Raw genomic sequence first — 20,084 nt, 5'->3', positions numbered from 1 at the left:
AGGCCGCTATTGGCGAGGGGTTTTTGGAGGTGCCCAGCTGATGCCGAGCTGGCAGCCACCAACCAGGCCGCTGCCGACAAGGCCGCCGCCGAAGCCGCCGCGCTCGCCGCTGCCGAAGCCGAGCGCAAGAAGGCACGCCGTTAAGGCACGTCAGCCAAGAAGGGCGGCGGCCTTGCCCAGCGTGATCGCCGCCCCCCATCCCAACGGCAACAGCACAGCGGCCCAGGCCAGCAGCCGCAGCGGCCAGTGCACCCGGGCAGCGCTCGCCGGGCCGGCCGCATTGCCGGGGCTGGTGGGCGCATCCCGCCACAGCGCGTCCGGCACCGGCCGCACCAGCAATGCCGCCACCCAGCCGATGGCCAGCAGGCCGGCCAGTGCGAGGAAGATCGGGCCATAGACATCGGCGCGGGCCACGCCATCGGCCAGGCTGGCATCGCGGACATAGGCGACCAGCAACGGCCCCAACACCCCAGCGGTGGACCAGGCGGTGAGCAGCCGGCCGTGGATGGCGCCCACCTGGGCCGTGCCGAACAGATCGGCGAGCCAGGCCGGCACGGCGGCAAAGCCCCCGCCATACATGGAGGCAATCAGCGCAAAGGCCGCCAGGAACAAAGGCAGCGCCGGGCCGGCGGGGAGCAGGGCGCCATAAAGCAGCCCGGCCAGCGCCAGCATCAGCAGATAGAGCGGCTTGCGGCCGATGCGATCCGACAGCGACGACCAGAAAAACCGCCCGGCGATGTTGAACAGGCTGATCAGGCCAACGAAGGCCGCGCCAATGGTGGCGATGGCTGTTTTCTGTGCATCATCAAGCGCTTCAAAGCGAAGATCGGGCAGGCCGATCAACTGGCCGGCAAACATCTCCTGCACCATGGGGGAGGCGAGACCGATGATGCCGATGCTGGCCGAGACATTCATCAACAGCACGCACCAGACCAGCCAGAATTGCCGCGTGCGCCAGGCCATGCCCAGCGGCACGAAGCGGCCGCCGGCCACCACCTGGCGCGCGCCGGGCGGGTGCCAGCCCGGTGCCGGCAACCGGAAGCCCAGTGCCCCGGCCGCCATCACCACGGCATAGACGGCGGCCATCAGCAGCATCGTCTGCGCCGGGCTGCCGAGCGCGGCCATCATTCGGTCCGCCGCAGGGCTGCCGACCATGGCGCCGCCGCCAAAGCCCATGATCGCCATGCCGGTGGCAAGCCCGCGCCGATCCGGGAACCATTTCAACAGGGTGGAGACCGGTGTGATATAGCCGATGCCAAGCCCGATGCCGCCGATCACCCCGGTGCCGAGCCAGAACAGCCAGAGCTGGTGCAGTGCCACACCAATGGCCCCGATCGCCATGCCGCCCGCCCAGCAGCCCGCCGCCACCAGCCCGGCCCGGCGCGGGCCGACCCGCTCCACCCAGGCGCCAAACAGCGCGGCAGCGAGGCCGAGCACGACGAAGAACAGGCTGTAGACCCAGACGAGATCGCTCACCCGCCAGTCACAACTACCGCTGGTGAGGGCTGTTCCAAGGCTGGGGCATTCCGCCTGGCCCAGCGCGTGGCTCAAGGGCAGCCAGAAGACCGAAAAGCCATAGGCCATGCCGATACACAGGTGAATGGCCAGCGCGCAGGGCGGCACCAGCCAGCGATCATGATCAGCCGGCGCCGTGATGCGCGCGATGGACAGAAATTCCCCCATGGCCGCGCCTGCTGCCGGCTTGGGCACTGTGGGTCAACGGGTGGGTTGACGCAGGTGCGTGGTCCTCCCCAAACTTGTTTGGGGAGGTGCCGAGCATCGCGAGGCGGAGGGGCCTGTGGCTATGGCCCCTCCGTCCGCCTGCGGCCGCCACCTCCCCAAACAAGTTTGGGGAGGACCTGTTCGCCCTGCCTTCAGCGGCCCTTCCACTCCGGCTTGCGCTTCTGGGCAAAGGCCAGCGGCCCTTCGCGCAGGTCTTCGGAACGAAACAGCGCCTGCACGGCCGGATATTTGCCCTGGCCTTCATAGGCGGCGCGGACCGAATCCTCCTCAAGCCCCTTCAGGACCGCCTGTTTGGAGGCGCGCAGGCTGAGCGGCGACAGTTCGCACATCGCCGCCGCCAGCGCCTTCGCGCGCGCCATCAGATCATCGGCCGGCACCACTTCGGTGACAAAACCCAGATCCCTGCCTTCGGCAGCCGATACCGTGCGGGCGGTGAGGATCATCGCCATGGCGCGCGACAGGCCGATGGCGCGCGGCAACCGGTGCAGGCCGCCGGCCAGCGCCGCCAGGCCCACCTTGGGCTCGGGCAGGGCGAAGCTGGCATTCTCGGCCGCGAGGATGATGTCGGCCGCCAGCGCCACCTCGAAACCGCCGCCCATGGCGACCCCGTTGACAGCCGCGATCACCGGCTTGTCGAGGTCCCAGCGGCTGGTCAGCCCGCCAAAGCCCGATGGCGGCACGGTGATGGCATTGCCTTCCGCTTGCCACCTCAGATCATTGCCGGCGGAAAAGGCGCGGTTGCCAGCCCCGGTGATGATCGCCACCCAAAGATCGGGATCGGCGGCGAAATCGTTGAACACCCGGTCCAGCTCTGCATTCGCCGGCGGGTGCAGCGCGTTCATCCGGTCCGGCCGGTTGATGGTGACGATCAACACCTTGCCGTCGCGTTCCACCGTCACATGTTCATGGGCCATGGCCTGTCCTCCCTTTGCATCTGCTTGTGCCACGGGGGGACGGGCAGGGCGGCCTGATGAATTTCGTGGTTACCAGCCCAGCGCCTTGCGGGCCTGGGCGGCGTGATGGGGGGCGCTGCGCTCGATCATCACGCGGGTGATGAAATGGCCGATGGCAACATTGTTGCGGAAGAAGCACCAATCGTCGATGGCCGCGGGATCGATCACCACCGCATCGCCCTCGTTCCAGGCCGGGTCCAGGGGCGGGTTGGCCAGTCGGCCATGGATGGCCCCATCGCGGCGTTCGATCGCGCGGGCCCAGATCGATTCCGGTGCCGCGCCAGCGCGCCCGTGGTGCAGGTTGAACTTGATCATGAAATCGGTGTCGGCAGGGTCAGCAGCGATCAGCGCCGCCCAGAAATCCGGCATCCCGTCGCGCGCCCGCGCCTTGGCGGCCAGCAACTGCGGATCATCGGGAGCGAAGTGGACACCGCGCGGCGGGCCAAACCAGCGCCGCAGCAACAGGAATGCAGCCACCAGCGCCAGCCCCAGAATCGCGAACATTGTCATGGCAGCGACCTATTCCGATATGGAAAGGCCCCCGGCCAGTTGCCTGACCGGGGGCCCGGTGACGAGCCAGATATCCTGTCCACCGTTCGGCGCCGGCCGGGGCCAATGCCCCCATCTGCCCCAGCCGGCGCGCGCTGCCAAAGCGTGAGCCCGGCGCGCAAGCGGTGAACGAATATCGTCGTTCTCCCCTTAGACCCTGGCCGCAAACGCAGCCCTTGCCTGGTGGAAGTTGATATGCCGATTCGTTGCGGCTGTCAGGCCGGCTGATTGACCCGTTCGTGACGAAATCGTGAACTGTTGCATCGCCGCAACACTATGGCCGCCAACGCTTGCCCCTCTGCCCAGACGTGCTAAGGCCGCGTTCACATTCCACAGCCCAAGAGACGATCGTGCGCCTGTCCCGCTATTTCATGCCCGTCCTCAAGGAAACGCCCGGCGAGGCCCAGGTGATTTCGCACCAGCTGATGCTGCGCGCCGCCATGATCCGGCAAACATCGGCGGGCATTTATGCCTGGCTGCCGCTGGGCAAGCGCGTGCTGGCCAATATCGAGAAGGTGGTGCGCCGCGAACAGGATCGCGCCGGCGCCATCGAAGTGCTGATGCCCACCATCCAATCCGCCGATCTGTGGCGCCAATCGGGCCGTTATGATGCCTATGGCCCGGAAATGCTGCGCATCACCGACCGGCATGATCGTGAAATGCTGTTCAGCCCCACCGCCGAGGAGCTGTTCACCGCCATCTTCCAGAATGGCGCCAAATCCTATCGCGACCTGCCGCGCAACATCTATCAGATCCAGTGGAAGTTCCGTGACGAGGTGCGCCCGCGCTTTGGCGTGCTGCGCGGCCGCGAGTTCCTGATGAAGGACGCGTACAGCTTTGACCTCGATTATGACGGCGCGGTCCACAGCTATAACCGCATGTTCATCGCCTATATGCGCACCTTCGCCGCGATGGGCCTGAATGCCATTCCCATGCAGGCCGATACCGGCCCGATCGGCGGCGATCTTTCCCACGAATTCATCGTGCTGGCACCCACCGGCGAAAGCGATGTCTTCTATCATGAAAACTGGCTGAAGCCGCGCGACACCAGTGGCATCAACGCCGATGACCGTGTGGGCCTGGCTGCCTTCATCAATGGCCTCAACGCCGATTATGCCGCCACCGATGAAAAGCGCGATCTTGCCGCCGAAGCCGCCTGCGGTGCAGCTCTGAAGCAGTCCAAGGGCATCGAGGTTGGCCAGGTGTTTTACTTCGGGGACAAATATACCGCCCCCATGGGCGTGACTGTGCAGGGCCCCGATGGCGCGCCGGTCACCCCGCTGATGGGCAGCTATGGCATTGGCGTTTCCCGCCTGGCCGGCGCCATCATCGAGGCATGCCATGATGATGCCGGCATCGTCTGGCCCGAAGCGGTGGCACCATTCAAGCTGGCGCTGATCAACCTGCGCGCCGATGATGGCGCCTGCGCGGCGGCCTGCGACAAGCTTTATGCCGATTTCACCGCGGCCGGCATTGATGTCCTCTATGATGACCGGGATGAACGCGGCGGCGCCAAGTTCGCCACCGCCGATCTCATCGGCCTGCCCTGGCAGGTGATCGTCGGGCCCAAGGGCCTTGCTGCCGGCATCGTCGAGCTGAAGCGCCGCGCCACCGGCGAGCGGATCGAAGTGCCGATCGAAGCCGTGGTGGGCCGCATTTGATCAGCGCGCACGAACGCCTCATCATCCGCCGCTACCTGACGCCGGGCCAGGGGGAGGGGTTCATCTTCCTCGTCGCCGGCATCAGCCTGGTGGCCGTTGCGCTTGGCGTTGCCGCGCTGATCGCGGTGATGAGCGTGATGAACGGCTTTCGCGCCGAGCTGTTTGACCGGATCATTGGCCTCAACGGCCATGCCGTGGTGCAGGGCTATGGCGGGCGGCTCGATCAATGGCCGCAGGTGGTGGCCGATGCCAGGGCGCTGCCCGGCGTCACCCGCGCCGCGCCGATGATCGAACAGCCGCTGATGGCCAGCGCCAGCGGCCGGGTTGAGGGCGTGATCGTCCGCGGCCTGACGCTCGCCGATATCAAGGCCAACCCCACCATCGCCACCAATGTGCGCGGCGGCAGTCTGGATGATCTGGTGCCCGGCGGCGCCACCGTCGCCATCGGCGCGCGCCTGGCCGAGCAATTGGGCCTGCGCGTGGGGGACGAGATCAGCCTGATCAACCCGGCCGGCCGCTCCAGCCCGTTCGGCACCGTGCCGCGCATCGTCGCCTACCGCATCGTCGCGGTGTTTGAAGTGGGCGTCTATGATTATGACAAGGCATTCGTGGTGATGCCGTTGTCAGACGCGCAGACCCTGCTGCGGCTCGACAATGCGGTGAGCATGGTGGAGGTGGAAACCACCGATCCCGACCGCGCCGCCGCCTTTCTGGAGCCGCTGCGCCAGAAGCTTGCCGGGATCGCCGTGGTGAGCGACTGGACCCGCAGCAATGCCGCGCTGTTTTCGGCGATGGTGGTGGAACAGACGGTGATGTTCTGGGTGCTGTCGATCATCATCCTGGTCGCGGTGTTCAACATCCTCTCGTCGCTCATCATGCTGGTGCGCGCCAAGACGCGGGATATCGCCATCCTGCGCACCATGGGTGCCAGCCGCGCCAGCATGATGCGGGTGTTCATGGCAGTGGGCACCTTGATCGGCGCAGCCGGCGTGGCTTCGGGGCTGGCCCTGGGTTTCCTGCTGCTGCGCTTCCGCCAGCCACTGGTCGATGGCGTTTCGGCACTGACCGGCACCAACATCTGGGACCCGTCGGTGCGTTATCTCACGCTGCTGCCGTCGAAAACCGATCCGGTGGAGGTGCTGGGCATCGTCGTCCTCGCGCTCGGCCTGTCGTTCCTGGCCACGCTCTATCCGGCGTGGAAGGCCGCCTCCACCGATCCGGTCACGGTGCTGCGCTATGAATGAGCCGGTGCTGGAAACCATTGGCCTTGCCCGCCATTTCGAACAGGCCGGTGCCCGCATCGAGGTGCTGCGCGGCGTTGATCTGGCCATCGCGCCGGGCGAGATTGTCGCGCTGCTCGGGCCTTCGGGGTCCGGCAAGTCCACGCTGCTGCAGGCGGTTGGCCTGTTGGAAGGCGGCTTTTCGGGGCGCATCCGCATCTGTGGGGAGGAGGCTGGCCAGCTCGACGAAGCCGGCCGCACCCGCCTGCGCCGGCAGCGGCTGGGGTTTGTCTACCAATTCCACCATCTGCTGCCCGATTTCAGCGCGCGGGAAAATGTCATGCTGGCCGGGCTGGTGGCTGGCACGGCCCCGGCCGCTGCCCAGGCCCGCGCCGATGAACTGCTCACCCGCCTTGGCCTTGGCGGCCGGCTCACCCACAAACCGGCGCAATTGTCGGGCGGGGAGCAGCAGCGGGTGGCGGTGGCGCGCGCGCTGGCCAACCGCCCGGCGCTGGTGCTCGCCGATGAGCCCACCGGCAATCTCGATGAGGCGACTGCCGGCCTGGTGCTGGCCGCCTTCCTCGATTTGGTCCGCTCAACCGGGGCAGCGGCCTTGGTGGCCACCCACAATCTCGATCTCGCCCGCCGCATGGACCGGGTGGTGACGCTGCAGGCCGGCAAGCTGGTCCCCGGCTGACATCCTCCCCCGCTGGGGGAGGTGGCGCCGCAGGCGACGGAGGGGGCAGCCACGCGCGGTCCTCGCGGCCCCCTCCGCCCTGCGGGCACCTCCCCCATAGGGGGAGGATGTTGATGACCCATCTTCGCAGTGGATAAATCGCCACGCGCCCTTCACCTTGGTCGCGCTTGGCCGCATGGTTGCGCCATGGCCCACGCCGGATTCGTTCCCCTTCGCTGCCACAGCGCCTACTCCATGCTGGAAGGCGCCATTCAGCCCGAAACGCTGGCCAAGCTGGCGCGCCAATTGGGCTTCCCGGCCATTGGCCTTGCCGATCGCGCCAACATGTTCGCCGCGATGGATTTTTCCGCCGCCGCCAAGGATCAGGGCGTGCAGCCGATCATCGGCGCGTTGCTGCCCATCGAACGGCCGGGCAGCGCCACGCTCCACAACCGCGCGCTGGTGGATTGGCTGGCGCTCTACGCGCAGGATCAGGCCGGCTACACCAATCTCATCGCGCTGGTCTCCGATGCGCATCTCGCCGCCGCTTCGCCCGGCGATCCGCTGCTCACGCTCGACCAACTTGAAGGCCGCACCGATGGCCTGATTTGCCTGACCGGCGGTGCCGATGGCGCGCTCGCCCGGTTGGCCGCCGAAGGCCAGGATATCGAGGGGATGGCCGCCCGGTTGATCGCACTGTTCCCCGGCCGGCTCTATGTCGAGATCGCGCGGTCGGCTGACCCGATCGAGCAGCGCAGCGAGGCTGCACTGCTGCGCCTCGCCGAAGCCCATGGTCTGCCCATTGTCGGCACCGCCCCGGTCAAATATCGCGATGCCGGCATGCACGAAGCCCATGATGTGCTGCTGTGCATCGCCGATTCCACCTATGTCGAGGCGGAGGACCGCCGCCGCTCCAACCCCGAACATTGGCTGAAGTCCGCTGCCGACTGGCACGCGCTGTTCGCCGATCTGCCCGAAGCCATCGCCAACACGCTCGTCGTTGCCCAGCGCTGCGCCGTGATGGCGGCTGGCCGCAAGCCGATCCTGCCGCGCCTGTCGGCCGGCGGCGAGGATGAGGCGCTCGATGCGGCGGCCACCACCGGCCTTGCCCGCCGCATGGATGCGCTGGGCAAATCGCCCGAAGAGCGCGCGCCGTACGAAGCCCGGCTGGCGTTCGAGCTTGATGTCATCAAGTCCATGGGCTTTCCCGGCTATTTTCTGATCGTGGCCGATTTCATCCAGTGGGCGAAGGGGCAGGGGATTCCGGTGGGCCCCGGCCGCGGCTCCGGCGCCGGCTCGGTCGTGGCCTGGGCACTCACCATCACCGATCTCGATCCGTTGGAACATGGCCTGCTGTTCGAACGCTTCCTCAACCCTGACCGCGTGTCGATGCCCGACTTCGATATCGATTTCTGCGAAACCCGGCGCGGCGAAGTCATTGATTATGTGCAGCAGCGTTATGGCCGGGAACAGGTGGCGCAGATCATCACCTTCGGAAAGATGAAGGCCCGCGCCGTGCTGAAGGATGTCGGCCGCGTGCTGCAGATGCCCTATGGCCAGACCGACCGGCTGGCCAAGCTGGTGCCCAGCCACCCCACCGATCCGTGGACGCTGGCGCGCACGCTGGGCATCGGCAAGGACAAGGATGGCAAGCGCTACCCCGGTGAGCCGGCCTTCATTGCCGAGGTGGAGCGCGACCCCAAGGTCAAGCGCCTCGTTGATATCGCCCTGCAACTGGAAGGCCTGCCGCGCCACAGCTCCACCCATGCCGCCGGCGTGGTGATCGGCGACCGGCCGCTCAGCCAGTTGGTGCCGCTCTATCGCGACCCCAAGTCCGACATGCAGGTGACCCAGTTCGAGATGAAGGCCGCCGAAAAGGCCGGCCTGGTCAAGTTCGACTTTCTGGGCCTGAAAACCCTCTCCGTCCTCGATCGTGCGGCCGCCATGCTGCGGGCCCGTGGCGTGACGGTGGATTGGGCAACGCTGCCGACCAATGATGCCCAGGTCTACAGGCTGATTGCCGAAGGCGACACGGTTGGCGTCTTCCAGTTTGAATCGGAAGGCATGCGCCGGGCGCTGGGCCTGGTGAAGCCCGACTGTTTTGCCGATATCGTCGCGCTGGGCGCGCTCTATCGCCCCGGGCCGATGGACAATATCCCCAGTTTTGCAGCCCGCAAGGCCGGCCGCGAGAAGGTGGAGCTGCTCCACCCGGCGATGGAACCCATCTTGCGCGAAACCTATGGCATCATCGTCTATCAGGAACAGGTGATGAGCCTGGCGCGCGAGCTCGCTGGCTACAGCCTGGGCGAGGCCGATCTGTTGCGCCGGGCCATGGGCAAGAAAATCCACGCCGAGATGGTGGCGCAAAAGGCCCGTTTTTCCGAAGGCGCCGAAAAAAATGGCATTGATGCAATCATATCGGATGCCATCTTCGAATTGATCCTGAAGTTTGCCAACTATGGCTTCAACAAGAGCCACGCGGCTGCCTATGCGCTCGTCTCCTACCACACTGCCTGGCTGAAGACGCATCATCGCGCCATATTCTATGCCGCGTCGATGGCCTATGACATCGACAACACCGATCGGCTGGCCATTTTTGCCGAAGATGCGCGCCGGTCGGGCGTGGCCATGCTGCCGCCCTGCATCAATGCCTCCGCTGCCGATTTCACCGTCGAGGATGGCCCTGATGGCGCGCCGGCGGTGCGCTATGCGTTGGCCGGGCTGAAGGGCGTTGGCATGAAGGCGATGGAAGGCCTGGTGGCCGACCGTTCTGGCAATGGCGCCTTCACCGATCTGGCCGATTTTGCCCGGCGCTGCGATCCCAAGGGCCTCAACAAGCGCCAGCTGGAAAGCCTGATCGCGGCCGGCGGTTTTGATGCCATCAATGCCAACCGCGCCGGGGTGCACGCGCTGGCCGAAGCCATCATGGCCAGCGCCCAGGCCGCCGCGGCCGAGCGCGAATCGGCCCAGGTCGCGATGTTTGGCGATGCGACCGGCGTGGCCGATCATGCCAGTCTGGCCCTGATGGTGCCCAACCTCACCTGGGGCCTGACCGAACGCATCGCCCACGAAAAGGACGCCTTTGGCTATTTCTTCAGCGGCCATCCGGTCGACAGCTTTGCCAATGTGCTGCTTGCCCATGATGTGCTGAACTTTGCCGATGTGCTGGCGCTGCCGGCACCGGCCGGGGGCGGCAAGCAGCTGGTCAACATGGCCGGCCTTCTCGAGGAACGGCGCTGGCGCACCACCCAAACCGGCCGGCGCTATCAGTTCCTCAGCTTCACCGATCGCTCCGGCCAGTTCGTCACCAGCTGTTTCGACGAGGATCTGCAGACCAGCATCGAGGCCCTGGCCAGCGATCCGCCGCCGCTGCTGCTGGCGATGGAGGTGCAGTGGAAGGAAGGGGAGGATGTGCCGCGCCTCACCCTGCGCGGTGCGCGCCCGCTGCCCGATCTTGCCCGCCGCACCCGCGGCCGGCTGGTGGTGCGGGTGGCCGAAGCCGGGGAAGGGGGCAAGCTGATGGCCGCCATCGAACGCCACGCCGCGCAGGGCCGTGGCGAACTGGTGGCCGAAGTCAACACGGCGCAAGGCCTTGCCCGCATCGTCCTCGGCCGCAATTTCCTGATCAACGCCGATCTGGAAGCCGAAATCGCCCGCGCCATCGGGCCAGACCGGGTGGTGCAGGAACAGCTGGATCCGCCGCAACTGGCGCTGGTTGGCTGATTGAGGGCAAGGGCTGTCGCTCTGGCGCCTCACGCGTCCGGATTGAACACGCTCCACCCCATCGCGCTGGCCAGTTCCTCCAGCGCGGCGGTGCCCAGCAGGCTGTTGCCCTGCGGGCTCAATCCCGGCGACCAGACGGCGATGCTGGCCCGGCCCGGCGCAATGGCCAGGATGCCGCCGCCCACGCCGGACTTGGCCGGCAGGCCCACCGAAAAGGCGAAATCGCCCGAGGCATCATAATGGCCGCAGGTCAGCATCAGGGCGTTGATCCGCCGCGCCTGCTCGGGCGACACGACGCGGCGGCCGCTGGCCGGATCCACCCCGCCGTTCATCAGGAAGCGCCCGGCCCGCGCCAGTTCGCGGCAGCTCATGGCAATCGCGCACTGGTGGAAATAGGTGGACAGTGTCGCCTCCACCCGCCCGGTCAACACGCCATGCGCCTTCATGAAATGCGCCAGCGCGGCGTTGCGGTGCCCGGTCGCGGCCTCCGAATAGGCCACCGCGCCATCCACCGCGATCCCTTGCGTGCCGGCCAGATCGCGCAGCAGCCGCAGGATGCGCCCGGCCCCGGCCCTGGGATCGTCGCCATCAGTGATCAGATCGGTCACCGCGATGGCGCCGGCATTGATGAACGGATTGCGCGGCCGGCCGGCTTCCGCCTCCAGCTGCACGATCGAATTGAAGGCGCCGCCCGAAGGCTCCCGCCCCACGCGCTGCCACACACCCTCGCCATGGCTGGCCAGCGCCTCCACCAGCGCAAAGACCTTGGAGATGGACTGGATGGAAAAGGCCAGATCGGCATCGCCGGCGGCATGTTCGCGGCCATCGGCGGTGATCACCACCATGCCGAAATGGCTTGCCGAAACCTTGGCCAGGTCGGGGATATAATTCGCCACCCGCCCACGCGCCGTGCGGGCGGCCATGGTGGCGGCGATGCGGGGCACGAGTTCGGCTAGATCGGCCATCTTAAACTCCATGGCAGGCGGCCGTCATCATGCGCGGCCACGACCATCCGTGCAAATGCGGAGATGAAATCCGCATTTTGATCTGGTGCAAAATATTTGCGTAGTGTATCTCCGCACCTGAGGGGCAACAACGTCCACACATCCGGGGAGGATACCCATGGCAACCCAGTTGAAAGACACGCGCGAAACCCAAAGCCTGCCGCAGGGCAGCGTGACCTGGCCGCTGCCGCCGCGCGTGCGGCCCGATCTGCCCAACCACGACAAGGCCACACTGGAAGCCTATCTCGCCACCGCCCCGCTGGACGAGGTGGATATCGCCGATCCGCTGTGGTGGGAAACCGATACCCACCATGTCTATTTCAAGCGCCTGCGCGCCGAAGCGCCGGTGTTCTTTACCAGCGTCAACAACAACCGGCACCGCGGCTTCTGGAACGTCACTCGCTGGAACGACGTGATGGCGGTGGACACCAACCACCAGGTGTTCAGCTCCGAAGCCACGCTGGGCGGCATCACCCTGTTCGACATGGACCCGGATTTCATCATGCCGATGTTCATCGCCATGGATCCGCCCAAGCATGATGTGCAGCGCAAAGCCGTCAACCCCATCGTTTCGGGGCAGAATCTGGCTTCGTATGAAAGCCTGATCCGTGAACGCACCGCCGAAGTGCTGGATGGCCTGCCGCGCGGCGAAGCCTTTGACTGGGTGGACCGGGTGTCGATCGAGCTCACCTCCCGCATGCTCGCCACCCTGTTCGGCTGGCCGCAGGAACGCCGCCGCATGCTGACCTATTGGTCGGATATTTCCACCGCCGATCCCGAACTGCCCGGCAACCCCGGCAAGGAAGAGCGGCAGGGCATCCTGCTGGGCATGCTGCAGGAATTCACCATGTTGTGGAACGAGCGGGTGAACGCCGAACCGACCGGCGACCTCGTTTCCATGCTGGCCCACAACTCGGCAACGCGGAACATGCCGCCGATGGAATTCATGGGCAATCTCGTGCTGCTCATCGTCGGCGGCAACGACACCACCCGCAACTCCATCACTGGCGGCCTCTATTTCCTCAACAAGAACCCGGCCGAATATGCCAAGCTGAAGGCCAACCCCGGCCTGGTTGAGAACATGGTCAGCGAGATCATCCGCTACCAGACCCCGCTCGCCCACATGCGCCGCACCGCCCTGCAGGACACGGTGCTGGGTGGCCAGCTGATCCACAAGGGTGACAAGGTGGTGATGTGGTATTCGTCGGCCAACCGCGATGACAGTGTGCTCGACAATCCGGATGCCTTCATCATCGATCGCCCGCGCGCCCGCCAGCACATGGCCTTCGGCTTTGGCATCCACCGCTGCGTGGGCAACCGCCTGGCCGAACTGCAGCTCAAGATCCTCTGGGAAGAAATCCTCAAGCGCTTTGATCATATCGAAGTGCTGGAAGAGCCGGAGCGTGTGCCCAGCGCCTTCGTCAAGGGCTACAATAAGCTCATGGTCCGTATTCCGGCCTGATCACAGAGGAACCCATGGTCAAGATCATCTACGTCGAACACAACGGCACCCGCCACGAAGTCAATGTCGCCGATGGCGAGAATCTGATGGAAGGCGCCGTGCAGAACAATGTGCCCGGCATTGACGGCGATTGCGGCGGCAACGCTGCCTGCGCCACCTGTCACTGCTATATCCCGGCCGAATGGGAAGCCCTTACGGGCAGCCGCAGCGATCTGGAGGATTCCATGATCGAACTGGCCGACACCGCCAAGCCGAACAGCCGTCTCGCGTGCCAGATCAAGGCCAGCGCCGCGCTCGACGGCATGGAAGTCCACATGCCGGCCACGCAGCACTGATCGGCCGCACTGGTTGCAAAAGGAAGGGGCGGCCCATTCGGGCCGCCCCTTTTCGTTGGTGCCGCTCGGTCACTTACCCCTTTGCCTTGCGGCCCTTCTTCACCGGCGCCGCCTCCACTCTCGGCGCCGCGGCCAACAGCGGGCCCAGATATTTGCCGGTCCAGCTGCCTTCGCACGCCGCCACCGCTTCGGGCGTGCCGGTCACCACCACCTGGCCGCCCTTGTCGCCGCCGTCGGGGCCGAGATCGATGATGTGGTCGGCCGTCTTGATGACATCGAGGTTGTGCTCGATCACCACCACGCTGTTGCCCTGGTCCACCAGCGCGTGCAGCACTTCCAGCAGCTTGCGCACATCCTCGAAATGCAGGCCGGTGGTTGGTTCATCGAGGATATAGAGCGTGTTGCCGGTGGCCCGGCGGGAGAGTTCCTTGGCCAGCTTCACGCGCTGCGCCTCGCCGCCCGACAGGGTGGTGGCCTGCTGGCCGATCTTCACATAACCAAGCCCGACTTCGAGCAGCATGGCCAGCTTCTCGCGGATTGGCGGCACCGCCTTGAAGAATTCCACGCCGTCCTCGATCGTCATGTCCAGCACGTCGGCGATGCTCTTGCCCTTGAACTTCACCTCCAGCGTTTCGCGGTTGTAGCGGGCACCGTGGCACACATCGCAGGTGACATAGACGTCGGGGAGGAAGTGCATCTCGATCTTCAGCACGCCGTCGCCCTGGCAGGCCTCGCAGCGCCCGCCCTTCACGTTGAAGCTGAAGCGGCCGGGCTTGTAGCCGCGGGCCTGGGATTCCGGCAGGCCGGCAAACCAGTCGCGGATATTGGTGAAACAGCCGGTGTAGGTGGCCGGGTTGGATCGCGGCGTGCGGCCGATCGGTGACTGGTCGATGTCGATCACCTTGTCGAGATGGCTGAGCCCGTCCAGCCCGTCGTGAGGCGCCGCCAGCACCCGCGCGCCGTTCAACTCGCGCGCGGCGGCGTTGAACAGCGTGTCGATGGTGAAGGTGGATTTGCCGCTGCCTGAAACCCCGGTGATGCAGGTGAAGGTGCCGAGCGGGATGCTGGCCGTCACCCCGGTCAGGTTGTTGCCGCGGGCGTTCTTCACCGTCAGCTTCTTGCCACTGCCCTTGCGGCGCGTGGCCGGCACCGGAATGGCGCGCCGGCCCGACAGATAGTCGCCGGTGATGCTGCCTTCGGTCGCCAATATGTCGGCCAGTGTGCCGGCCGCCACCACCTGGCCGCCATGCACGCCGGCGCCCGGCCCCATGTCGACGATATGATCGGCCAGCCGGATGGCATCCTCGTCATGCTCCACCACCAGCACGGTGTTGCCCAGATCGCGCAGCCGCTTCAGCGTCGCCAGCAGCCGGTCATTGTCGCGCTGGTGCAGGCCGATGGAGGGTTCATCCAGCACATAGAGCACCCCCGACAGGCCGGAACCAATCTGGCTGGCCAACCGGATGCGCTGCGATTCCCCGCCCGAAAGCGTGCCCGATTTGCGATCGAGGTTGAGATAATCGAGGCCGACATTGTCGAGGAAGCCCAGCCGCTCGACGATTTCCTTCAATATGCGGTCACCGATGGCGCGCTGCTTGGGGGTAAGGTGATCGGCGACGCCACGCGCCCAGGCCAGCGCCTGGCCCACCGGTCGCCGCACCGCCGTCGCAATGGTTTCGCCGGCCACCTTCACGCTCAACGCCTCCGGCCGCAGCCGGTCGCCGTTGCATGCCTCGCAAGGGGAAGGGGCTTGGTAGCGCTCCAGCTCCTCGCGCATCCAGGCGCTTTCGGTGTTCAGCCGCTTTTCGAGATTCTTGATGACGCCTTCAAACGGCTTCATCACCTCATAGGCCTTGCGCCCATCCTCAAAGCGCAGCGCAATCGCCTTGCCGCCGGTGCCGTGCAGGATGGCATGGCGCGCCGCGTCCGACAGATCGGCCCATTTCTGCTTCAGCGTGAAGCCATAGGCGCGGCCCACGCTGGCCAGCACCTGCAGATAATAAGGCGAGGGCGGGTTGGATTTGGCCCATGGCGCCACCGCACCCTTTTCCAGGGTCAGCGCATGGTTGGGCACGATCAGCTCGGGATCGAAATGCAGCTTCTCGCCCAGGCCATCACAGGCCGGGCAGGCACCCTGCGGGGCGTTGAAGCTGAACAGGCGCGGCTCGATCTCCGAAATGGTGAAGCCCGAAACCGGGCAGGCGAATTTTTCCGAAAAGAGGATGCGGCGCTCATGCTCCGGCGCGTCGGCCGGCGCATCGGCCAGCTCGACAATCGCCAGCCCCTCGGCCAGCTTCAGCGCGGTCTCGAAACTTTCGGCCAGGCGGGATTCCAGGCCCTCCTTCACCGCCAGCCGGTCCACCACCACGTCAATGTCGTGCTTGTATTTCTTGTCGAGCGCCGGCGCCTCCTCGATGACGTAAAAGGCACCATCGATCTTCACGCGGGTGAAGCCATCCTTCTGCAGCTGCGCCAGTTCCTTGCGATACTCGCCCTTGCGGCCGCGCACGATGGGGGCGAGCAGATAGAGGCGGGAGCCCTCGGCCAGTGCCATCACCCGGTCCACCATCTGGCTCACCGTTTGCGCCGTGATCGGCAGGCCGGTCGCCGGGCTGTAAGGCACGCCCACTCGCGCCCACAGCAGGCGCATGTAATCATAGATTTCCGTCACGGTGGCGACGGTGGAGCGCGGGTTCTTGGATGTCGTCTTCTGCTCGATGCTGATCGCCGGGGACAGGCCCTCGATATGGTCCACATCCGGCTTGGACATCATCTCCAGGAACTGGCGCGCATAGGCGGACAGCGATTCCACATAGCGGCGCTGGCCCTCGGCATAGATGGTATCAAAGGCCAGCGAGGATTTGCCCGAACCCGACAGGCCGGTGATCACGGTGAGCGCGTTCTTGGGCAGATCGACATCCACCCCCTTCAGATTATGTTCCCGCGCGCCGCGCACCTGGATCTGGTTCAGCATGGCCGATGTGTTCCATATTTGTTCGCGTTGCGCAAGCTGGCGGCACGCGTGTGCCGGCGATAGGCGCAGGGGCAGGGCACGGCAAGCGCGGGCTTGTCGCAAGCGGCGAAGCCGCCCCGGCGTGAACCGGGGCGGCAATGCCATGCCGAGCCCTATCAGTGATTGATAGGGCAGAGGATTTACAACGGCTTACAGCCCGTGCGCGCGGCGTGGCCGGCCTTCCAGCCAGCTGCCGGCGATCAGCGCGGCCATCACCGGGTACGACCAGAACACCAGGCCCACAGCATAGGCCCAGGCGAAATCGCCGGTTTCGGTCATGCTGCCGATGTGGACCATGGTGCCCACCAGCTGGAAGGCCGCGGCATACATCGGCCAGAACCGGTCACTGGTCAGCGCCAGGGCGACCAGGCCGCACAACAGCGCCAGATCGATGGCCAGCACGCTCATCTGCACGCCGTGATAATCATTGTCGAGCAACCAGCTCAGCACGGTCGCGGCAATGAAGGCATAGGCTGCAAAACGCTCGTCGCGGCCACCCCAACGCAGGGCGACCGCCACCGTACCAAGCAGGGTCACAAGGCCCAATATTTCGAAGATCATGACGATACTCCGCCGTGAATGATGGCCTGTGGCCGCCGCCGGCTGGATGCGCCGGGCCGGGCACAGGCGAACACCGCCGCACCATGATGGCGCGGCGGTGGTCCGGATCAGGCAGCGATGGTCAGGCGACGCGCCGGCGCTGCGGTTTCGGTCAGGGCGCCTTCTTCCGGCGGGCAACGGCCGTTGAAGTTCACCGCATCCAGGCCAACCTGGGTCTGTGCCTGGCGCAGCGAGGCATGGGTGGCGATGATGCGGGCGCGGGCTTCCACCAGCTGCTGGCAGGTCTGCACGGCGTTCATCAGCGCGTCCTGGCCGATGCAGGCCGAAAGATGCGCTTCCTGGCGGGCCATCGGCATCACGGTGGTCAGCTGGGCGACAGCGGCAACGGCGGCGTCAATGGCGGCCTCGGCGGCAAACAGCTGCTCGGCGATCTTGTTGGCGGCGATGCGACGTTCCTTCAGCATGGCAATATCCTTCCGGTTGCGGCGCGCCGGGCTGGCGGCCGGTGTGGGGGGCGTCCTTCCGGACGACGACCGTCCGGAAGGGCTAAATCAGCGTCTTGAGCGCGACGAGGGCAGCAAGCACGCCGCCAAATGTGAGCGCGGACGCCAGGGCGATGAACAGGATCCACCCAAGTCGGTGGCCTATCGCCAGATCGTTTCGGCGGCCCCAGGGGCGCGTGTTCAGGAAAGGCCGGGCATCAATGCCAGGGTCGGGGGCTGCAATGCCCGGCCTGTCCGTTGCAAACGCCGACCCGAAGGCCGTCTTGCCAGTCAGTGCGCCGGGGTGAGCGAGGATTCCACCTGGCGGACTGCCGTCCAGCCTGTGCGGAGTGTGCAGCGTCCGTGCGAGGGATCCTTGTTCGAGCAGATTGGGGTCGCTGGAACGGGAGGACGCTGCACCGGGTTCCGCAGAAGCCGGTGCCCCAAACATCGCCGAATCCGCCGCCGTCGCAATCTCCGACGCTTGGTATATCAACGGTTGATATGAACCATCGACAAGACCAGCGTTGGCTTCCAGCTGGTGGAGCAGCTTGGCGGCTTCGGTGCGGCTGCTGACACCCAATTTGCGGATGGCCGTGCGCAGCCGCATGTCCACCGTGTGGTTCGACAGGCCGAGCTCGCGGGCAATGTCCTTGGAGGTGAGGTGGGCATAGACGAGGCGCAGGCACGCACGCTCACCATCGGTGAGGCGTTGCGCGCGATCATCAGGCGCGCCCGGCGATTCTGGCCGTGTTGTCACAGTAGGACACATTGGTTTCGAGACGCGAAAGTCAAGCGCGAAGGCGCTGCCGCGTCCGAAATCATGACTCAAGGTTCCACTCAACATGCCGCGACCCCAGCGACCAAACAGCTACCCCAAGGAACTTATCCACACTCAGCGCCCATATATCAAGGTGTATCAATCATTGATTGGGTGGCGAGATGACACATGGCAGGAAGAATCGCAGCGAATCAGCAACCGCATGGCAACGGCCGCGGCCCTGCCACGAAGAATTCACGTTTCCCATCGCTTTTGCGGCTTTTGCAGCCGGGTCACCACTGCCAGCATGCCCATGGCATTATTGGCCGATGGCATGGGACGACAGAAAGATGACAGAGTCGGGCTGGCAAACCGAACTGGCCGAGCTTGAACAGCGCCTGGCGGCGGCGCGCGCCATGGGTGGGCCCGACAAGCTGGCCCGCCAACGCGAACAGGGCCGGCTGAACGCCCGCGAACGGCTGGCCGCGCTGGCCGATGCCGGCAGCTTCCGCGAGATTGGCGCGCTGGCCGGCTTTGCCAGCTATGATGGCGATGGCGCGATGACGGCGTTTCAACCAGCCAACTTCCTCTTTGGCCGGGCCACCATCGCCGGCCGGCCGGTGGTCGCCACCGCCGATGATTTCACCGTGCGCGGCGGCGCCGCCGATGCCAGCCTGCACCGCAAATTGTCCGATGCCGAACGCCTGGCCAGCGAATATGGCCTGCCGTTGATCCGGATGATCGAAGGCACCGGCGGCGGCGGCAGCGTGCGCACCCTGGAAAGCGCCGGCTACACCTATATCCCCGAAATCCCGGGGTGGGAGCATATGACCGCCAATCTGGCGCGCGTGCCGGTGGTGGCCATGGGCCTGGGCGCGGTGGCCGGGCTGGGCGCCGGGCGCATGGTGATGGCGCATTATTCGCTGCTGGTTGATGGCATGGCCCAGATGTTTGTCGCCGGCCCGCCCGTCGTCGCCGCTGCCGGAGAGAAGTGCACCAAGGAAGAGCTGGGCGGCGCCGCCATCCATGCCGGCAACGGCGCGGTGGACGACCGGGTTGCCAGCGAGGCCGAGGCGTTTCTGCGCACGCGCTGGTTCCTGTCCTATCTGCCGTCCTCGGTCGATGAGCTGCCGGCCCGAGCGCCCTGCCATGATCCCGTCACCCGCGCCGAGGAGTGGCTGGTCGGCGCCGTCCCCCGCGATCCGCGCCGCCTCTATCCGGTGCGCCCGATCGTGGAGGCGATTGTCGACAGGGGCAGCTGGTTCGAAATCGGCCGTGAGTGGGGCAGCGGTGTCGTCACCGGCCTTGCCCGATTGGATGGCTGGCCGGTCGCCGTCATCGCCTCCAACCCGGAATGCCTCGGCGGCCTGTGGACCGCGGCCACTGCTCGCAAGGTCGAACGCATGGTCGATCTGGCCGACACCTTCCACCTGCCGCTGGTGCAGCTGGTGGACAATCCCGGCTTCCTGATCGGCCGCCGCGCCGAGGAGGAGGCGACAATCCGCTGGGGTTCCAGGGCCTTGGCCGCCATATATCAATCATCCGTACCCTGGGCCTGCGTGGTGTTGCGCAAGGCCTATGGCATGGCCGGCAGCGGCCACGCGCCCGCCGATCGCTTCCGCTGGCGCATGGCCTGGCCGTCGGGCGACTGGGGCAGCCTGCCCATCGCCGGCGGGTTGGAGGCTGCCTATCGCGCCGAATTGGAGGCCGCCGACGACCCGGCCGCCAAGCTGGCCGAGATCCGCGAACGGCTGGAACGCGTGCGCTCCCCGTTCCGCACCGCCGAAAAATATGGCGTCGAAGCCATCATCGATCCGCGCACCACCCGCGCCGAACTCTGCCAGTTCGCCAACCTCGCCCAACGCGCACTGAAACCCGGCACCAAGGGCAGGGGCCTCAGGCCCTAACCCGCCTTATTCATGAGCCTTCCTGTCAGGGCGTT

15 protein-coding genes are annotated in these 20,084 nt (G+C 66.1%); 7 read left to right on the top strand and 8 right to left on the bottom strand.

What is annotated here, in order from left to right; translation table 11 throughout:
• Positions 1 to 150: 150 nt before the first annotated feature.
• From CHU93_RS01710 to CHU93_RS01700, 3 genes are all read right to left on the bottom strand, one after another.
• Positions 151 to 1,683: an OFA family MFS transporter gene (locus CHU93_RS01710; RefSeq protein WP_094472479.1), complete on the bottom strand. Its 1,533-nt coding sequence runs from the start codon at positions 1,681 to 1,683 to the stop codon at positions 151 to 153.
• A gap of 191 nt (positions 1,684 to 1,874) precedes the next feature.
• Entirely contained in the window at positions 1,875 to 2,657 is a 783-nt protein-coding gene (locus tag CHU93_RS01705) for an enoyl-CoA hydratase-related protein (protein WP_094472478.1), read from the bottom strand.
• A 69-nt stretch (positions 2,658 to 2,726) separates the two neighbouring features.
• Positions 2,727 to 3,200: a DUF2314 domain-containing protein gene (locus CHU93_RS01700; protein ID WP_165768557.1), complete on the bottom strand. Its 474-nt coding sequence runs from the start codon at positions 3,198 to 3,200 to the stop codon at positions 2,727 to 2,729.
• Positions 3,201 to 3,595: 395 nt separating this feature from the next.
• Here CHU93_RS01700 and proS point away from each other — a divergent pair, with 395 nt between their 5' ends.
• From proS to dnaE, 4 genes are all read left to right on the top strand, one after another.
• Positions 3,596 to 4,906, top strand: a complete 1,311-nt coding sequence (proS, locus tag CHU93_RS01695) for a proline--tRNA ligase (RefSeq protein WP_094472476.1) — start codon at positions 3,596 to 3,598, stop codon at positions 4,904 to 4,906.
• Positions 4,903 to 6,150 carry a lipoprotein-releasing ABC transporter permease subunit gene (locus tag CHU93_RS01690; protein ID WP_094472475.1) on the top strand — a complete coding sequence of 416 codons (1,248 nt, stop codon included), beginning with the start codon at positions 4,903 to 4,905 and terminating at the stop codon, positions 6,148 to 6,150. Before proS ends, CHU93_RS01690 begins: the two co-directional genes overlap by 4 nt.
• Positions 6,143 to 6,823, top strand: a complete 681-nt coding sequence (locus tag CHU93_RS01685) for an ABC transporter ATP-binding protein (protein WP_094472474.1) — start codon at positions 6,143 to 6,145, stop codon at positions 6,821 to 6,823. The genes CHU93_RS01690 and CHU93_RS01685 overlap by 8 nt, the downstream gene beginning before the upstream one ends.
• A gap of 186 nt (positions 6,824 to 7,009) precedes the next feature.
• Positions 7,010 to 10,525, top strand: coding sequence for a DNA polymerase III subunit alpha (gene dnaE, locus CHU93_RS01680; RefSeq protein ID WP_094472473.1), 3,516 nt, complete (start codon positions 7,010 to 7,012; stop codon positions 10,523 to 10,525).
• A gap of 29 nt (positions 10,526 to 10,554) precedes the next feature.
• On the opposite strand, the gene CHU93_RS01675 is transcribed toward dnaE, so the two are convergent.
• A complete protein-coding gene (locus CHU93_RS01675) occupies positions 10,555 to 11,490 on the bottom strand; it encodes a glutaminase (protein WP_094472480.1) in 936 nt (311 codons plus the stop codon).
• Positions 11,491 to 11,647: 157 nt separating this feature from the next.
• On the opposite strand from CHU93_RS01675, the gene CHU93_RS01670 reads away from it, so the two are divergent.
• Both CHU93_RS01670 and CHU93_RS01665 read left to right on the top strand, forming a co-directional pair.
• On the top strand, positions 11,648 to 12,991 hold the full coding sequence (locus CHU93_RS01670; RefSeq protein ID WP_094472472.1) for a cytochrome P450: 1,344 nt from the start codon (positions 11,648 to 11,650) through the stop codon (positions 12,989 to 12,991).
• Between the two features lie 14 nt (positions 12,992 to 13,005).
• Complete coding sequence (locus tag CHU93_RS01665; RefSeq protein WP_094472471.1) at positions 13,006 to 13,326, top strand: 2Fe-2S iron-sulfur cluster-binding protein; 321 nt, start codon at positions 13,006 to 13,008, stop codon at positions 13,324 to 13,326.
• Between the two features lie 73 nt (positions 13,327 to 13,399).
• Here CHU93_RS01665 and uvrA read toward each other — a convergent pair whose 3' ends face one another.
• The 4 genes from uvrA to CHU93_RS17250 all read right to left on the bottom strand — a co-directional run bounded on the left by uvrA (position 13,400) and on the right by CHU93_RS17250 (position 18,229).
• Entirely contained in the window at positions 13,400 to 16,300 is a 2,901-nt protein-coding gene (uvrA, locus tag CHU93_RS01660) for an excinuclease ABC subunit UvrA (RefSeq protein ID WP_094472470.1), read from the bottom strand.
• A gap of 189 nt (positions 16,301 to 16,489) precedes the next feature.
• Positions 16,490 to 16,900, bottom strand: a complete 411-nt coding sequence (locus CHU93_RS01655; RefSeq protein WP_086116285.1) for a hypothetical protein — start codon at positions 16,898 to 16,900, stop codon at positions 16,490 to 16,492.
• A 107-nt stretch (positions 16,901 to 17,007) separates the two neighbouring features.
• On the bottom strand, positions 17,008 to 17,364 hold the full coding sequence (locus CHU93_RS01650; protein WP_094472469.1) for a hypothetical protein: 357 nt from the start codon (positions 17,362 to 17,364) through the stop codon (positions 17,008 to 17,010).
• 82 nt (positions 17,365 to 17,446) lie between these two features.
• Positions 17,447 to 18,229 carry a helix-turn-helix domain-containing protein gene (locus CHU93_RS17250; protein WP_243375081.1) on the bottom strand — a complete coding sequence of 261 codons (783 nt, stop codon included), beginning with the start codon at positions 18,227 to 18,229 and terminating at the stop codon, positions 17,447 to 17,449.
• A 263-nt stretch (positions 18,230 to 18,492) separates the two neighbouring features.
• On the opposite strand from CHU93_RS17250, the gene CHU93_RS01635 reads away from it, so the two are divergent.
• A complete protein-coding gene (locus tag CHU93_RS01635; RefSeq protein ID WP_094472468.1) occupies positions 18,493 to 20,049 on the top strand; it encodes an acyl-CoA carboxylase subunit beta in 1,557 nt (518 codons plus the stop codon).
• Positions 20,050 to 20,084: the final 35 nt, after the last annotated feature.

The organism is Sandarakinorhabdus cyanobacteriorum, assembly GCF_002251755.1.
Classification (GTDB): Bacteria; Pseudomonadota; Alphaproteobacteria; order Sphingomonadales; family Sphingomonadaceae; genus Sandarakinorhabdus; species Sandarakinorhabdus cyanobacteriorum.
Note: the sequence above shows the minus strand (reverse complement) of the source record. Positions and strands in the feature narration are given on the sequence as shown.

Bases quoted from the DNA above. Each gene is read 5' to 3' on its own strand.
- CHU93_RS17250 (WP_243375081.1), bottom strand. From the start codon at position 18,229: ATGTTGAGTGGAACCTTGAGTCATGATTTCGGACGCGGCAGCGCCTTC.
- CHU93_RS01635 (WP_094472468.1), top strand. From the start codon at position 18,493: ATGACAGAGTCGGGCTGGCAAACCGAACTGGCCGAGCTTGAACAGCGC.
- dnaE (WP_094472473.1), top strand. From the start codon at position 7,010: ATGGCCCACGCCGGATTCGTTCCCCTTCGCTGCCACAGCGCCTACTCC.
- CHU93_RS01665 (WP_094472471.1), top strand. From the start codon at position 13,006: ATGGTCAAGATCATCTACGTCGAACACAACGGCACCCGCCACGAAGTC.
- CHU93_RS01675 (WP_094472480.1), bottom strand. From the start codon at position 11,490: ATGGCCGATCTAGCCGAACTCGTGCCCCGCATCGCCGCCACCATGGCC.
- CHU93_RS01650 (WP_094472469.1), bottom strand. From the start codon at position 17,364: ATGCTGAAGGAACGTCGCATCGCCGCCAACAAGATCGCCGAGCAGCTG.
- uvrA (WP_094472470.1), bottom strand. From the start codon at position 16,300: ATGCTGAACCAGATCCAGGTGCGCGGCGCGCGGGAACATAATCTGAAG.
- CHU93_RS01705 (WP_094472478.1), bottom strand. From the start codon at position 2,657: ATGGCCCATGAACATGTGACGGTGGAACGCGACGGCAAGGTGTTGATC.
- CHU93_RS01670 (WP_094472472.1), top strand. From the start codon at position 11,648: ATGGCAACCCAGTTGAAAGACACGCGCGAAACCCAAAGCCTGCCGCAG.
- CHU93_RS01655 (WP_086116285.1), bottom strand. From the start codon at position 16,900: ATGATCTTCGAAATATTGGGCCTTGTGACCCTGCTTGGTACGGTGGCG.
- CHU93_RS01700 (WP_165768557.1), bottom strand. From the start codon at position 3,200: ATGTTCGCGATTCTGGGGCTGGCGCTGGTGGCTGCATTCCTGTTGCTG.
- CHU93_RS01685 (WP_094472474.1), top strand. From the start codon at position 6,143: ATGAATGAGCCGGTGCTGGAAACCATTGGCCTTGCCCGCCATTTCGAA.
- CHU93_RS01710 (WP_094472479.1), bottom strand. From the start codon at position 1,683: ATGGGGGAATTTCTGTCCATCGCGCGCATCACGGCGCCGGCTGATCAT.